This is a genomic window from Methanofollis formosanus, from assembly GCF_019633745.1.
Taxonomy (GTDB): Archaea; Halobacteriota; Methanomicrobia; order Methanomicrobiales; family Methanofollaceae; genus Methanofollis; species Methanofollis formosanus.
Genome location: NZ_CP037968.1, coordinates 2931986 through 2946523, shown reverse-complemented (window position 1 = coordinate 2946523; position 14538 = coordinate 2931986). Strand labels below are relative to the sequence as shown.

Annotated in this window: 12 protein-coding genes; 8 read left to right on the top strand and 4 right to left on the bottom strand. The window is 61.9% G+C overall.

From position 1 onward, the window contains the following. A complete protein-coding gene (locus E2N92_RS13425) occupies window positions 1-1572 on the top strand; it encodes an META domain-containing protein (RefSeq protein WP_220681646.1) in 1572 nt (523 codons plus the stop codon). A gap of 124 nt (window positions 1573-1696) precedes the next feature. Here the strand turns inward: E2N92_RS13425 and E2N92_RS13420 are convergent, their stop codons facing one another. The 4 genes from E2N92_RS13420 to E2N92_RS13405 are packed head-to-tail and all read right to left on the bottom strand — an operon-like array spanning window position 1697 to window position 4190. After that, the gene (locus tag E2N92_RS13420; RefSeq protein WP_220681645.1) at window positions 1697-2341 is read right to left on the bottom strand and encodes a type IV pilin domain-containing protein; all 645 of its coding nucleotides are present in this window, start codon (window positions 2339-2341) and stop codon (window positions 1697-1699) included. Then, window positions 2338-2949, bottom strand: a complete 612-nt coding sequence (locus E2N92_RS13415; RefSeq protein WP_220681644.1) for a type IV pilin N-terminal domain-containing protein — start codon at window positions 2947-2949, stop codon at window positions 2338-2340. Before E2N92_RS13415 ends, E2N92_RS13420 begins: the two co-directional genes overlap by 4 nt. Before the next feature lie 12 nt (window positions 2950-2961). Continuing rightward, window positions 2962-3555, bottom strand: a complete 594-nt coding sequence (locus E2N92_RS13410) for a type IV pilin N-terminal domain-containing protein (RefSeq protein WP_220681643.1) — start codon at window positions 3553-3555, stop codon at window positions 2962-2964. Next, a complete protein-coding gene (locus tag E2N92_RS13405) occupies window positions 3549-4190 on the bottom strand; it encodes a type IV pilin N-terminal domain-containing protein (RefSeq protein WP_220681642.1) in 642 nt (213 codons plus the stop codon). The genes E2N92_RS13410 and E2N92_RS13405 overlap by 7 nt, the downstream gene beginning before the upstream one ends. Window positions 4191-4487: 297 nt before the next feature. On the opposite strand from E2N92_RS13405, the gene E2N92_RS13400 reads away from it, so the two are divergent. The 7 genes from E2N92_RS13400 (at window position 4488) to E2N92_RS13370 (ending at window position 14529) form a co-directional block, all read left to right on the top strand. Beyond that, window positions 4488-7109, top strand: a complete 2622-nt coding sequence (locus E2N92_RS13400) for a hypothetical protein (RefSeq protein ID WP_220681641.1) — start codon at window positions 4488-4490, stop codon at window positions 7107-7109. Window positions 7110-8817: 1708 nt separating this feature from the next. Beyond that, on the top strand, window positions 8818-10371 hold the full coding sequence (locus E2N92_RS13395) for a type II/IV secretion system ATPase subunit (RefSeq protein WP_220681640.1): 1554 nt from the start codon (window positions 8818-8820) through the stop codon (window positions 10369-10371). Continuing rightward, window positions 10368-12167 (top strand): type II secretion system F family protein, encoded by a 1800-nt coding sequence (locus tag E2N92_RS13390; protein ID WP_220681639.1) that lies wholly within the window; start codon window positions 10368-10370, stop codon window positions 12165-12167. Before E2N92_RS13395 ends, E2N92_RS13390 begins: the two co-directional genes overlap by 4 nt. A gap of 10 nt (window positions 12168-12177) precedes the next feature. Next, window positions 12178-12582: a type IV pilin N-terminal domain-containing protein gene (locus tag E2N92_RS13385; RefSeq protein ID WP_220681638.1), complete on the top strand. Its 405-nt coding sequence runs from the start codon at window positions 12178-12180 to the stop codon at window positions 12580-12582. A 1-nt stretch (window position 12583) separates the two neighbouring features. Then, complete coding sequence (locus E2N92_RS13380) at window positions 12584-13453, top strand: hypothetical protein (protein ID WP_220681637.1); 870 nt, start codon at window positions 12584-12586, stop codon at window positions 13451-13453. Then, entirely contained in the window at window positions 13450-14007 is a 558-nt protein-coding gene (locus tag E2N92_RS13375) for a type IV pilin N-terminal domain-containing protein (RefSeq protein ID WP_220681636.1), read from the top strand. Before E2N92_RS13380 ends, E2N92_RS13375 begins: the two co-directional genes overlap by 4 nt. Window positions 14008-14010: 3 nt before the next feature. Beyond that, the gene (locus E2N92_RS13370; protein ID WP_220681635.1) at window positions 14011-14529 is read left to right on the top strand and encodes a type IV pilin domain-containing protein; all 519 of its coding nucleotides are present in this window, start codon (window positions 14011-14013) and stop codon (window positions 14527-14529) included. The last annotated feature ends 9 nt before the right edge of the window (window positions 14530-14538 follow it).

Here is a 14538-nt window from a genome sequence, read left to right as displayed (position 1 = left end):
ATGCGACCAATGAAGAAGAACACCATGCGACGCACCCTCCCCCTGCTGGGTGTGGCCGTCGTCCTCTCCGCCTGCCTCCTTGCCGCAGGATGCACGGGGCAGACGCCTGATGGGACGGACAATGAAACTGTGCAGGGGACCGACCTGAACGGCACCGCCTGGGACCTTCTCTCGTACACACAGAACGGTTCGATGAAGGATGCCCTGGCCGGGACAACCGTCACCCTTGTGTTAGGTGAGAACAACACGGCCTCGGGCTCTGCCGGGTGCAACGCCTACTCCGCCTCGTACACGCTGGACGGCACGGCGATCACTTTCGGCCCCGCGGTCTCGACGTTGATGTACTGTCCCATTGAGGGTTTGATGGAGCAGGAGAGCGCGTACCTCCGATTCCTCGACACGGTGAAGTCCTATGAGGTCAAGGATGAGACTCTGACCTTCTTCGACGAGAACGGCACTGCCGTCCTGGTATTCGGGAAGCATGTCCCTCCACAGCCAGAACCCCTCGTCGGGACAGACTGGACCCTTGTGTCCTACCACACCGGTGACGCCATCGTCTCGGTCATCGCCGGCACTGAAGTCACGGCTGTCTTCGAAGAAGACGGAAAAGTCGCTGGTTCAGCCGGGTGCAACCGCTACTTCGCCTCTTACGAAGTGAACGGCACGGAGATGACCATCGGCCCCGCTGGATCGACCCTGATGGCCTGCCAGAAGGAGGGTGTCATGGAGCAGGAGAGTGCCTATCTCGGACTCCTCGGCACGGTGAAGACTTTCACGATCGAGGGCGAAACACTGACCTTCTTCGACGAGAACGGGACCAGGATCCTTGAGTTCGCGAAGGCCGTCCCTCCACAGCCAGAACCCCTCGTCGGGACAAACTGGACCCTTGTGTCCTACCACACCGGTGACGCCATCGTCCCGGTCATCGCCGGCACTGAGATAACGGCAGTCTTCAATGAGGATGGTCAGGTCGCCGGTTCCGCCGGGTGCAACCGTTACTTCGCCTCATATGAGGTGAACGGCACGGAGATGACCATTGGCCCGGCGGGATCGACTCTCATGGCCTGCCTGAATGAGGATGTGGCCGAGCAGGAGAGCACCTTCCTCGGCCTCCTCGGGACGGTGAAGTCCTTCGCGATCGAGGGCGACCGCCTCTCGCTCATGGACGAAAACGGCACGGCGGTTCTGGTCTTTGCGAAGGCAGAGACCCCCGCATCGCTGCCCCTTGTCGGCACCACGTGGGTGCTTGACGCTTACCACCTCGACGATATCGTGATGCCGGTCATTGAAGGGACGGAGATCACCGCCGTCTTCGACGAGGACGGAAAGGTCACCGGTTCTGCCGGGTGCAACCGCTACTTCGCCTCATACAATCTCACCGGGTCTTCGATGGAGATCGGACCGGCAGGCTCCACGAAGATGTTCTGCGCTGAGCCCGAGGGGATCATGGAGCAGGAGAGCACCTACCTGAGCCTCCTTGGTGCGGTGAAGAGTTACACCATCGAGGGGGACCAGCTTGAACTCCTCGACGAGCGCGGCTGGCGGGTTCTCGCCTTCACGGCGAAGGTCTGATTACTCCACCTTTTTTTGGATTCATTCGGACAGAATATCCTCTCCTCCGCCGAGGGGGCTGGCCGCCCCCCGAACCACCTTTCAAGGGGCATCGCCCCCGAAGAAAAAAAATAAATCTGCGTGCTCACCTGAGCACGAAGGAACCGGTCTGGATCGCCTTGCCGCTGTTTTTGTCGATGATCTTGTACTCCAGGGGAGCGTAGAGCTGCGCCCTGAAAGTACCATGGGCATCGTTCGGCGTCCAGGTGATGTACTTCGCACCGCCGCCAGGGGCCTCGGTGCTGTCATAGCACCCGTCGGCGACGAGCATGAAGACGTCGCCTGGCAGGATGAAGTCGTCGTTCCCGCCGCCGACCTTGGCAAAGTACAGCGGGTCGCCGTCTTTGTTCTTGACCAGACGACTGATATCGACGCATGACGGCCCGCTCTTGAAGGCGTCGTTGTACGCAATGGTGATCTTGGCGTCACGGCTCTGCACCTGGACTTTGATGTCCTTGAGCGAGAAGCCGTCGCCGCCGGCGTGCTTGAAGACGATCCCGTTGTTCGCATTGAAGCCGCCCGGATAGTCGGGTTCCTCGTTGGTCCTGTCGTCGTCGGCAAGCCCTTCGATGACCGGCGTGGCCGAGAGGGTCAGCTGCGGAGGCTGGACCTGGTCTGAGGCGATCCCGCCGTAGAAGGCGCTGACCAGCGAGGCGAGGACGATGGTGACGACGAGCATCAGCATCACGCCGACCACCGGCGAGACCGCCTCGTCGAGAGAGGACTTCACTGGACGATCACCTCTTTGCTGTAGATCTCCTTGCCGCTTGGCAGGTGAATGAGTTTCACCTCGACAGGACTCCCCTCACCAAAGCCATATTCGTCGTTGATGATATCGAAGCCCAGGATACCGGCGCCATAGTTGCTGCCGGTCCCGATCGTCGTCCCTGACGAGAGGATATCTCCCGACATAAAGGTGAAGCTGCCGAAGTCCACTTCAGGGTCGCCAGGACTCCCTTTCGAGACATCGTTGAGGAACGGGATCTTGACCTTCTTGCCGTCACCGAAGATGTCCCGTCCTCTCACGAGCGGCGTGATCTCGTTGCTATGGGGAAGGCCCCCGGGCTCGGTGTAGAAGGTGAGGATCTTCAGGTCCTTTGTCGGGATCGGATCCCCGCCCAGGTGCTCGAAGGTCATCACGTACTCGTTGCCGCTCTCGCCGCCGTTCGAGGTGATCTTCACGTCGATCGCGGCCGATGGGGCCTTCTCGGCGTTGCCGCTGAGGTTGCCGGCAAATGCCCCTGCCACCGCAGCGATGATGATGGTCACGACGAGCATCAGCATCACGCCGACGACCGGCGAGACCGCTTCATTTCCGGTTTTGTGTTCCTGTTTCATATCTCATGCACCTCACGGATTTTCGTGCGGCGCCCCAAACACGCTACTTGCGAGCACCTGGCCTGATTTGCGGTCGGTGAGCGTGAACGAGTTGCCCATCCCCCATTCCAGGCCGATACTGGAGTAGGACTGGCCTTCACGGTAGACACTGTAACCCATCATCCCGAAACCCCGGTTCGTATCGGCGTAGACCCTGAACTTCTCTCCGGGACGCAGGGTGCAGTAGTTCTCGTAAAAATCGTGCCCGGTCACTCCCACCTTCTGGAACCGGTCCTTGACACTGTCGTCGAGATGGCCGACGTACCGGCCGTGGTCTCTGGCGAATTCGTCGAAGTACCCGAACTCGCACTGGGTGTTCCCGCACCGAAGTTGGATCTGCAGGTCGCGCAGGTCGATCGGGTCGCCGCCGGCGTGCTCGAACTCGAGGCCCTGGAACCCTGAGGTGAGCACCGGCCCCACGAACTTGATCTGTGCGTCCGGGGCCTTCGCCTCGTCGTTGGCGAGACCTCCGGCAAAAGAACTGACGACCGCCGCAATGATGACGGTCACCACCAGCATCAGCATCACGCCGACGACCGGCGAGACCGCTGCATCTCTGTCTACCATACGACCTCCACATCCTTGTCGAAGATGAATTTCCCGCTAGGTTTGTGGACGATGGTCACATGGACGATCGCACCCTCGCCAAAGCCGTACTTATCTTTGTCATCGATATCGAACCCCAGAAGAGGATCGAGATCTCGACTCGGCCAGTTCTGCATCATCCGGCCGGGACGCCAGAGATAATTCCCGAAATCCTCTCTATTGTCCACTCCCATCTCGTTGAGAGAGGGCAGGCCGTCGTTGTTCACCTGGGGTTCGTTGAAGGGATCGAGACTATTGTCCCATGAGTTTGCACCACCCGAAGTAAGCGAACCGTCGATGGTGTGTTTGATCGTCTTGCCCGCATTGTTCACATCCTTGCCGAGATAATGAGTAGGGACCGTGTAATAGGTGATGATCTGCAGGTCGTGCGTCTTCAGGCTGTCGCCGCCCAGGTGCTTGAAGTTCATCAGGGGGTCTGATGCCCATGCCATCCCCGGGTTCATGATGATCTTCACATCAATGGTGGCGACCGGCGCCTGCTCGGTGTGTTCGCCCATCCCGCCGGCGAACGCGCTGACGATGGCGGCGATGATGATGGTCACGACGAGCATCAGCATCACCCCGACGACCGGCGAGACTGCCTCGGTGGGGGGCATCGATCTCCTGGTCACAGGGGTGCCCTCCATGCGTAACGATGTCTACTGGGGTCCATGTTCTCTTCAACCTCGCATGATAATCAAAAATACTTTTTCTAATTCAAAGTAATTTGAGACATCCTGATATAAGCGTACCTCTTAATCAATCTTCCTTTGGGGCCTATTTTTGCTTTTTTGAGGTGCAAGGTCGGCATGCGAGGTCGCATTCCGACATTGCATTGCAGCCAAGATAAATAGAACTAAAGCAAATAATTTTGAAAATCCCAGGGGATACCAGGATCCCGGAGTGTCAGAGATATGAACAGTTACCGGAATGCAGTATTGCTATGTATATTCTTCATCGCCGCCGGCACTCTCGTCCCGGCGGTCTCGGCACGTTTTGCCACATCAGAAGGGCCGAACGCCGGGATCGGGAATGGCGACACCGTCTTCCTCGGCGAGAGAAACGTCAACTTCTCGGCCTTTGCAGACCCTGCAAAGGGCGAACTGAGACAGATGGTAAGGATAGAAGATGGAGAACCCACCGACCCCATCCAGATCGCCGACTTCGTCGCGACCTCCATCCCGCGCGGGATCGCCGTCAATGCGAGGTATTACCCGGTCTACTATGATCCTGCAACCGGGACCTTCACCGACCCTGACACCGGCACATTCTGCTGGGTCCAGGACGCGGGGGCGTACCTCGGCGACCTCAAGGTCAGGGTCTACGACATCGACATCACGCCGACGCCCGCCCTTGCGAGACCTGAGACGATCCCCTACACCATGGGCGTCCAGTTCCTCCTCCCCGAGAACACCCTGCCGGTCACCGAGTTCAACGGGCCCTGGTACGAGTACGAACTCAAAGGCACGGTCAAGACCACCGAGGTCGTAAACCTCGACGGGGAACACCTCTCCCTTGAAGACCTCTCGGGAAACCCGGCCGAGGAAAACCGAAGGTTTGCCTTCACCTTCGCCGACCAGGACGCCGTCGACCGAGACTCCCGGGCGACGATGACCTTCAGGATGACCCTCAACGACCTCGATTACGAGCGGTCGTGGACCTTCAATGTACAGGACTACTCGCTCGCCCTCCAGCTCGCCGACACCTCGACCGAACGCGGGAAAGACCTCGGACTCACCCTGCACGGCGTACCCTTTACCCAGTATGTCCTCTCTCTTGAGAAAGCACCCGACTATCCCTTCTTCTCAGGGGGCGGATGGGACAGCAAAGTTTCGGACTTCAAGATAACCGCCCACCCGGGATGGGACGGCACGGCCGCTCTCCGCATCGAGATCCCGCGTGCCGCTCCCCTCACCACCTATGCCGTGCAGGCAAAAGACCCCGACACCGCGGACCAACCGGTCTCGGCCACCTTCATCGTCGCCGCACCCTCGGGTTCGACGAGCGACCTGGTCTTTGAAAATCCTGAACTGGACGATTACTCCTACGCCCTTGGAGACATGATCAAACTGCACGGCTGGTGCAAGAACGTCAAAGAGAAGATCCCGATCTATCTCTATGCGACCGGCCCGAACCTCCATGAGAACGGCGCACCCCTCACCGACCCGACGCGCGAGGTCGTGGACGGCGACACCTCCACCTTCACCGTCACCTACTATGACCCCTTCTTCAACCGCTGGGACTACCAGTGGTGGACCCACTATTATGCAAGGGCCGGATGCGAAGGGGAGACCTACACTGTCCATGCCAACTTCGACCCCATCGGCTACATCTACAGCGCTCCCGACGGTGCAGGGAGTTTCGAGGGCGATGCCCCGCCGGCATGGGAGATCGCGCTGAACGAACCGACCATCAATGCAAAGTTCGACGAACGTTCGGGATCGGTCTTCGCCCAGGGCGACCGCCTCTATTCCTGGTGGCATGCCAGGGGCAGTCCCGGCCTCACCGGCATTGCGGCCACCCATGGCCACCTCAAGTGGTACATCTTCGGGAACAACTTCAGGTACGCCGACTATGACGCCCATTTCCCCATCTACGAGGGTTCGTCCTCATCGGGTTCACTCCTTGACGACAACGGTCAGGGAGATCTTCCCATCGGAGTGTACGGCTTCGATTATGCCCGCAACTTCACCTACGACCTCACTCCGGGAGAGTACTACATCGTCTACCAGCACCCGGGACGCAACAACCAGTTCGACCTCCTCCCTGAGAACAACCCCTACTTCAGGGGACGGGTGAACGAGGTCGTCGATGCGACGAACAAAGTTCCCTCGGCCCGTGTCGGGTCGCTGGAGGCAAGGGAGGCGGCGCAGGCGCTGACCGACGCCCTCGACTCGCCGTATGTTGACGACATCTATGTCATGGACACCTTCACCGTCGAAAAACCCCGGATCACCATCTCGTCGCCAGGCGACGTGGCCGTCGGGGAGAAACTGACGGTAAAGGGCACGACCAACCTCGCCGGTGAGAACAAGGCCGCCGACGACGTGGAAGTCGGAGATGAACTTGCCCTCACCGTCAGCCGCCTCGACCTCGACGCCGGGCACAAGGGGAACGCGGCCATGAAGTTCAAGACCATCTACACCTACCCCTCGACAAAACCCGACCCCGCAACCGGGAAGCGGACCTTCGTCTTCGAAGACGTGGAGACCGCCTCCTGGTACCCGGGACAGTACCTGATCACCGTCGAGTGCAAGGACGCCAGGTACAAGCAGACCCTCTCATTCGAACTCCTCGGCGAAGGAGTACGCCGCGACACGACGGCAACCGACCCGGCACACGACCCGGCGCTCTCTGAGAACCCGTCGCACCCGGCCGCCTCCTCGACTCTGTCGTGGGAGGAGGAGGACGAGGAGTGGCCGACCCCCTATCAGACGACGGTCCCGACGACCACGCCGCAGCAGTCTGCCGGGCTCCTGCCGGTCGCGGCATGTGCCTTCCTGCTCGCCGCCCTCATACCCCCGAGGAGGTGGTGACCATCGACCTCAATTTCGACGAGTCGTTCTTCAACACCGTGATCGTCGTCCTGGTCATCGGGATCGCGGTCATTGGCGTTCTGGCAGGCCTGAAGATCATGGGAGTCTTCGACCCCCTCGCAGACCCGACGACGCCGTCCGTGGAGACGGGAGACGAACCCGACCCCGGCCTACTCAGGCAGCCGACCGGACCGGTCGCCGGCCAGAAGAACTACTCATGGGAGTTCCTGGGCGAGAGCATGACGATGGACCTGTACATCAGCAACAGTACCTATCAGACCTTCACGCACCGGCAGCACCCGGGCGTCATGGATCCCGACCCTGAAACGCTCGCCGGGACCGCCGACTATGTCGTGACCGACGGCGACGGCGACACCGTCGGGAAGGTCGCCGCCTGGTTCCTGGAGGAGAGCCGGGAACAGGGATGGGGCGACTATGAGACCGTCTCCAACCTGCTCGCCTTTGTCGGGAACATCACCTACACCACCGGCCAGAAGCGCCCCGCATACCCGGTCGAGACCCTGGTCAGGGGGGAGGGGGACAGCACCGACCACGCCGTCCTCGCCGCCGCCGTGCTTGAAAGAATGGGCTACGCCGTCTCGCTCCTCTCGTACCCCCCGACCTACGACCGGCGCACTCTCATACCGGGCGCCACCGCCGTCGGTCTGGTCTGTGACGACTCGGTGCCTGGTCGGCGGTATGGCGTGAATGCAACCACCCCGGCCGGCACGTTCGTCTACCGTCCGGCCGACGGCACGGTCACGGTCGGTCCGCTGCCCCCGGCATGCCCCACAGAAGGTGGCTGGTACGCCGGCGAGGCGGTCTGGAGCGCGGGCGAGAATGTCACCGGCGCCCTCGGGCAGGCCAGGTACTACCCGGCGAACCGGACCTTCGTCACCTCGCTTACCCCGGACGCCGCCGCCGACTTCAGGGAGAAGAGCGGCGAGGAGATCACCTACGTCATCGAGGACGCCGTCTGGACCGTGCCGCTCACCGTCTCTGCCGCATGGACGGTGGAGACCGATAAAGTCGGGACAGCCCGCGGCGCCTACGACGCCATGGTCCCGGTCTTCGTCGGCGGCGACGGCCTCTGGTACGGCCGGGGCCTGACCCGGAACGCCGGGATCACCGACGACCTCACCGCGGCCAGGAGGATGCCCCTTGGTGAGAAGACGCCCTTCGCCACCGGCGAGGGCCTGACCGACGTCCTCCGCATCCCGACCCCGGACCGGGCGGGCCCGGCACCCGCCGACGGGTGGCCCGACCGATCAGAGGAGTATTATACCGACCGCTGGGTGCCTTCCGGGGTCACCTGGACCCATGACGGCGACTGGAAACTCTTCGACCACACCCTCGACATCGGCGAGGACGGTGCGCTCTACGACCCCTGGGGCGAGACACATCTCACCAGCCCCGCGGCATGGCGGATCTCGTACGAGATCCTTGAGAAGGACAAGGAATACTACAAGAAGATGACCCCGTACAGCGACGTCCGCTTCGCGGTGTACCGCATCGACGAGACGACCGGCACGGCCGAACTCGAACGGACCTTCGGGTGGCAGAGCCGGTGGGGCGCCGAGAACGAGAACCACGAAGCCGTCTTCGGACCCGGCACCTACGACGTCGCCGTCTTTGTCAGGAACTGCAATGTCGAGGTCGAGATCGAGTACAACCAGAAAGCGGAGATCGAGCCCTGCGGAGGCTGGATATGAACCTCAGCCTCTCCGCGCTCATAGGGAAGATCCGCCCGGACGGTCCCTCAGGGAATGGGGCCGGCCCTGAGACCGCCCCGCCGCGGCCCCTCGATCTTCCGCCCCTGAACGGCGACGGCGACGGAGACGGAGACGTCCTCGACCGATACTGGCTCGTCCCCCCCTTCTCCTATGCGAGCGTCGTCAGGACCGGTCCCGTCAACCTGCGCTACGAAGTCGTCGAGCCGAAGGTGACCGAGAAAGAACTCGTCGTCCTGGAAGAGACCTTCGAGCACCTCAGAACCGCCCTGGTCTATGACAGTCCCAGAAAACGGGGCGAGATGGACCTGGACCCCGACCTCGCACGGAAGGTGATCCGTTCCTTCGACCCCGAGATCGCCGACGAACGGGTGGAAGTGCTCTATTACTATCTCCGCCGCAACTTCCTGGGCTACGGGAAACTCGAACCCCTGATGCACGACGAACAGATCGAGGACATCACCTGCAACGGCGCCGGGGTGCCGCTCTTCCTGTATCACCGGCGGTACGCGAGCATCGAGACCGACTGCGTCTTCGACGACACCGAACTGAACAAGTACGTGCTCAAACTCGCCCAGAAGGCCGACAAACAACTCTCGCTCACGACGCCGCTCGTCGACGCCGCCCTCCCCGAAGGGTCGAGGGCGCAGATCACCTACTCTGACATCATCTCCTCGAAAGGAAGTTCGTTTACCATCAGGAAGTTCAAGGCCGACCCCATGACCCCGGTCGATCTCATCGAGAACCATACCTACGACGCCGACCTGATGGCCCACATCTGGCTCGCGGTCGAGAACCACAAGAGCATGATCATCTCAGGCGGGACCGCGAGCGGCAAGACCTCGACGATGAACGCCGCCTCCTTCTTCATCCCGGCGGTGGCAAAGATCGTCTCCATCGAGGACACCCGCGAGATCCAGCTCCCGCATGCCAACTGGCTCCCGATGCGGACGCGGGAGAGCGCGAACGTGAGCGGCACCGGGAATGTCGGGATGTTTCGTCTCCTCAAGGCGGCGCTCAGGCAGCGGCCAGAGTTCATCATCGTCGGCGAGGTGCGTGGCGAAGAGGCGCAGACCCTCTTCCAGGCGATGAACACCGGGCACACCACCTACTCCACCCTCCACGCCGGCAGCGTGAAAGAGGCGGTCAACCGTCTCACCCACGACCCCATCAGCGTCCCGGTGGCGATGTTCGGTGCTCTCGACCTCATCCTGGTCCAGAGCCTCCTGTACGAAGGAGGCCGGGGATTCAGGCGGTGCCTCTCCCTCAACGAGGTGGCGGTCGAGGGCGACGAGATCAGGTGGGTCCCGCTCTTCACCTGGGACCACCGGCAGGACCGGTTCGTGCGGGTCTATGAGACCTCCGAGGTCTTTGGCGACATCGCCTACCGCCATGGGTGGGACCGGGCCGACCTCGACGAGGCGCTCGCCGTCCGCCGGGCGGCCCTGGAGACGATGGCCGCCGGCGGCGTGCACGATCCGGTCGAGATCGGGCGGCGGGTGCAGGAGACGATGGTGCAGGGACAGGCATGAACGGCACACTCTTCTCCAGACTCTCGGGGGGCGACGAACTCGCCCGATCGCTCCAGGCGGCGCATATCCCCATCCCGGCCGGAAAATATTCCAGGATGGGCCTGGTGGTGACGCTGCTGGCAGGCTTCGTCTACCTCTGCGGCGTCCTCTTCCTGGCCCTGTACGGGATCGAGGTCAACATCGTCCCGGTCCTCCCGTACGGCGTGACCGTCCTCCTCGGCTTCTTCGTCCTGGTCGGCGGGATCTACGGTGCGACATACTCGTACCCGGCCCTCCTGGCACGGGGGCGCAAGGCGCAGATCGACCTCGACCTCCCGTACGCCATCACCTACATGCAGGCCCTCTCCTCGACGGTCACGCTGTACGACATCTTCAGGCACGTCTACGAGGCCGGCGACCTCTACGGCGAGGTCTCCAAGGAGTGCGGGCTCATCGTGCGGGACGTCGAACTCTTCGGCCTCGACCTCCTCACGGCGATGCGCAATGTCCAGGAGGTCACCCCCTCCGAGAACTTCAAGGAACTCCTCAACGACCTGGCCCTGGTCTCCCGGAGCGGCGGGAACCTCACCCACTTCTTCGACTCCAAGTCTGAGACCTACCGCGAACTTGCACGCCAGGAACTCGACGCGCTTCTCCAGATCCTGGAGATGATCGCGGAGATCTATGTGACCGCCTTCGTGGCCGGACCGATCGCGATCATCATCATGCTGGTCGCCCAGAACCTCACCGGCCAGAGCCAGCTCGAGGGCGTGATGCCGTTGATGTACATCGGTCTGCCCCTGGGTGCGATGGCGCTCATCTTCATCCTGTACATCCTCCTCCCCTCCGACAACCTGGAGGTCGCGCACCGTGAGGTCAGGGAGGCGGAGTACACTGCGGAGATCCTGGACCGCGACTCTCTGGAGGAACCGGACGAGAAGTTCCTCAAACACCTGGAGTCCAGGAAACGCTGGCTGCGCCTGATGGATATCCTCCGCCACCCGTTCAGGTTCTTCATCTCAGACTACCAGGTCGGGGCGGTGATCGGCGCCGCTCTTGCTGCCGTGGTCACGCTCCAGTTTCGGGCGGGGGCGTTCAACGCCGTCTTCCCGGCATACACCACCGAGGCCTTCCTCTGCGTCGTGATCATCGCGGCGGTCTTCCCGGTGATGATCGCCTACGAGGCCCGCCGCCGGTACGCGATGAAGGTGGAGTCGCAACTCCCTGAGTTTCTCCGTGAGATCGCGGATATGCGCGACGTCGGGATGACCCTGCAGGGCGCGATCTTCATGATCGCACAGAGCAAGATGGGTGTCCTCTCCTCTGAGGTGCGGGTCGTCTCAGAGGAACTGCGCTGGGGGTCGAGCATCTCGAGCGCACTCGTGCGCATGGAGGAGCGTATCGGTCTGGTCTCGGTGAAGCGGGCGATCTCGCTCCTGGTGCGGGCGAGCGAGGTGACCGACTATATCAGGGAGATCCTCACCATCGCGATCAGCGACCTCGAACATTACCTGAAGATGAAGACCAAACGGTTGAACGTCTCGTTCGTCTACCTGGCCGTCATCTATCTTTCTTTCGGGATCTACCTCTACTCGGCCTACCAGATGAACGTCGCCTTTGTCTCCAGTTTCGAGGCCTACGACGTCACCTTCGACCTCACTTCCAATATCAGCGATATGTTCCATATCGCGATCATCCTCGGGTTCTTCTCAGGGATCATGGCCGGACAGCTCTCCTCGAACAACGTGCTCGCGGGGCTGAAGCACGCGAGCGTCTTCCTGGCGGCGTCGGTCGTCCTCTTCATCTTTATCCTCTGAGGCACGGACAATGAACAGCGAAAAAAATCATGACGAAGCGGTCTCCTCGGTCGTCGGCGAGATGGTGCTGATGGCCCTGGTGATCATCCTGGTCGCTCTCTTCTCCACCTCGGCCTTCCATCTCCTGCCCGGCGACCGGGAGGACTCGGTCGATGTGCTGATGGACAACACCACCGATTCGGTCACCTTCTATCACAAGGGCGGGGACTGGGTGGAGAAGCGCGACCTGCGGGTGATCGTCATCGACGACGACGACCTGACAAGGACTGAGTTCGGGGCCGAAGCGTTTCTCCTCTCCCCGGACACCGAGGCCTTCGACCTGGGCAGCAACCTGACGATGCACACCCATCTCGGTGGCGGGGAAATCGTGCGCCTTGCAACGAAACGGAATGTCATCTGTTCGGAGGAGATCTGAGATGCGTGAACAGGACGAAGCAGTCTCGTCGGTCGTGGGGCTGATGCTGGTCCTTGCGATCATCGCGACGGTCCTGGCGATCTACTCGGCGACCTATCTGCCCGGACTCAAGCAGCAGTCCGAGATCGTGCACACGCACGAGGTGCAGGACGCCTTCGCACGGTTCGGGGGCGAGATCGAGCATGCGGTCGCGCAGAAGTCATGGTGTCGTTTGAGCGAATCTTTCGCCCTCGGCGGGGGAGACGTCCTCCTCAGTCCGGGGAAGTCGAGCGGGACGCTCTTGGTCAGTGAGGGAGAGCCGCTTCTTGCGGAGGTATTCTTCAACGAGATCGAAGGCGCGGCCTCCAATGCAAGCCTCGTCTCCATCGCCTACCAACCCTCATTCACCACCTGGGAGCCGCAGGGCTACACCTGGCAGTACGGGTACATCAATGTGACCAAGGGGGAGAAGGAGACCCCGCTTCATGATTACACGATGGACGAGGTGAAAGCCCCTCCGTTTGCACGATCTTTTGTCGAGATCAGGGACGAGAGTCCTCAGGGCTCAGGTGCCTGCACCAACCTTACGGTGACGCTCGTGAAGATGCATCCGGGAGATAAGGCCACGGTCACCGGGAACGGGATGGCAAATCTCTGTCTCGTCTCGACGGTGCCAGAACCGGAGAAGAAGGAGACCGACTATCTGGAGGTGCGGGTGAATAAGGACATCGCACTCCCTGAGTTCGCATCGGCGGTGAACCAATCGGTTGTGACGGCCTGCACCGCTCTGGCCGATTATCCGAATGTGCAGTATGACAGCGGCGCCCTCCGCTTCTCCGCCCCGGTCACCGTGACGGTGCGGACCGTCGATATCGAGGTGAACGCACGATGAGAAATGATGCAGCGGTCTCGCCGGTCGTCGGGACGATGATCCTCCTGACCGTGGTGATTATCCTGGCCGCCGTCGTCGCCGCCTTTGCCGGCGGGGCGGCGGAGGTGCAGCAGGCCGCGCCAGAGGCAGAGGTCGCGGTGTACCCGGCGGGCAGCGGCGACGACGTCGTCCTCGTCTTCGAGCACCGTGGGGGGGACGCAGTGCGGACTGAGGATGTGAAGATCAATACCTGGGTCCACCTCCCTGACGGCGGTCTGGCGGCGTCGGCCCACACCGCTCTCTCGAACCGCTCGGCCTGCGGCGACTCCCGGGTCCGCCTCCCGGCGGTGCCCGGCGATGCCCCCTCTGATACGAGAGAGTTCGGGAAGGCGGTCTGGCGGCCGGGCATGATCGCCGTGACCGGTGATACAGCCGCGACAGCGGCGTTCCTGGGCCTCGGCGACGCAACGTTCCGCGAGTGTGTCGAGAAGGAGGCGGTGCTGGAGGTGGAACTCCTCCACCTGCCGAGCGGGACGGTGATGCAGAAGAGTACAATGCTCCTGAAGGAGGGATGAACGATGAGAATCACGTGTGAAGAGGCGGTCTCAGAGGTGATCGGGGTGATGCTGATGATCTCGGTCACGCTGGTCATCGTGGGCCTGGTGGCGGTGTACGCCACCGGCGCGGCGAGCGGGGACGAACAACCGATCAGGGCAAGTCTGCTTGCGTCTGAGGTGGCCCAGGGTGGAGATGGGGGATATCAGGTGGTCTTTGAGCATATGGCCGGCGACCCGTTCACGCTGGACCAACTGGAGGTGAGTCTGGGCATACGGGACGACCTCGCGCAGCATATCGTCGTCAGGAACGATCCCGGCAAACCGCAATATCTCCAGAGTTATGCGGAGAACGGCAAGGATGTTCTTCTCGGCGACCGGTTCGTCCTCTGCGACGACGGGGACGGCAGCAAGAAAGAACTCTCCTGGCAGGGTGACGGAGGGGCGTTCACGGTCGAGGAGGGTCATTATCTTACCTACCGTTTCATCGACCGGCGGACCGGGGCCCCGGTCTCGTCAGGCGAGATTGCGGTCGAGATGTGATCTGTGACT

Excerpts from the sequence above, each read along its gene's own strand:
- E2N92_RS13425 (WP_220681646.1), top strand. The coding sequence starts at position 1 with ATGCGACCAATGAAGAAGAACACCATGCGACGCACCCTCCCCCTGCTG.
- E2N92_RS13415 (WP_220681644.1), bottom strand. The coding sequence starts at position 2,949 with ATGAAACAGGAACACAAAACCGGAAATGAAGCGGTCTCGCCGGTCGTC.
- E2N92_RS13410 (WP_220681643.1), bottom strand. The coding sequence starts at position 3,555 with ATGGTAGACAGAGATGCAGCGGTCTCGCCGGTCGTCGGCGTGATGCTG.
- E2N92_RS13405 (WP_220681642.1), bottom strand. The coding sequence starts at position 4,190 with ATGCCCCCCACCGAGGCAGTCTCGCCGGTCGTCGGGGTGATGCTGATG.
- E2N92_RS13400 (WP_220681641.1), top strand. The coding sequence starts at position 4,488 with ATGAACAGTTACCGGAATGCAGTATTGCTATGTATATTCTTCATCGCC.
- E2N92_RS13395 (WP_220681640.1), top strand. The coding sequence starts at position 8,818 with ATGAACCTCAGCCTCTCCGCGCTCATAGGGAAGATCCGCCCGGACGGT.
- E2N92_RS13390 (WP_220681639.1), top strand. The coding sequence starts at position 10,368 with ATGAACGGCACACTCTTCTCCAGACTCTCGGGGGGCGACGAACTCGCC.
- E2N92_RS13385 (WP_220681638.1), top strand. The coding sequence starts at position 12,178 with ATGAACAGCGAAAAAAATCATGACGAAGCGGTCTCCTCGGTCGTCGGC.
- E2N92_RS13380 (WP_220681637.1), top strand. The coding sequence starts at position 12,584 with ATGCGTGAACAGGACGAAGCAGTCTCGTCGGTCGTGGGGCTGATGCTG.
- E2N92_RS13375 (WP_220681636.1), top strand. The coding sequence starts at position 13,450 with ATGAGAAATGATGCAGCGGTCTCGCCGGTCGTCGGGACGATGATCCTC.
- E2N92_RS13370 (WP_220681635.1), top strand. The coding sequence starts at position 14,011 with ATGAGAATCACGTGTGAAGAGGCGGTCTCAGAGGTGATCGGGGTGATG.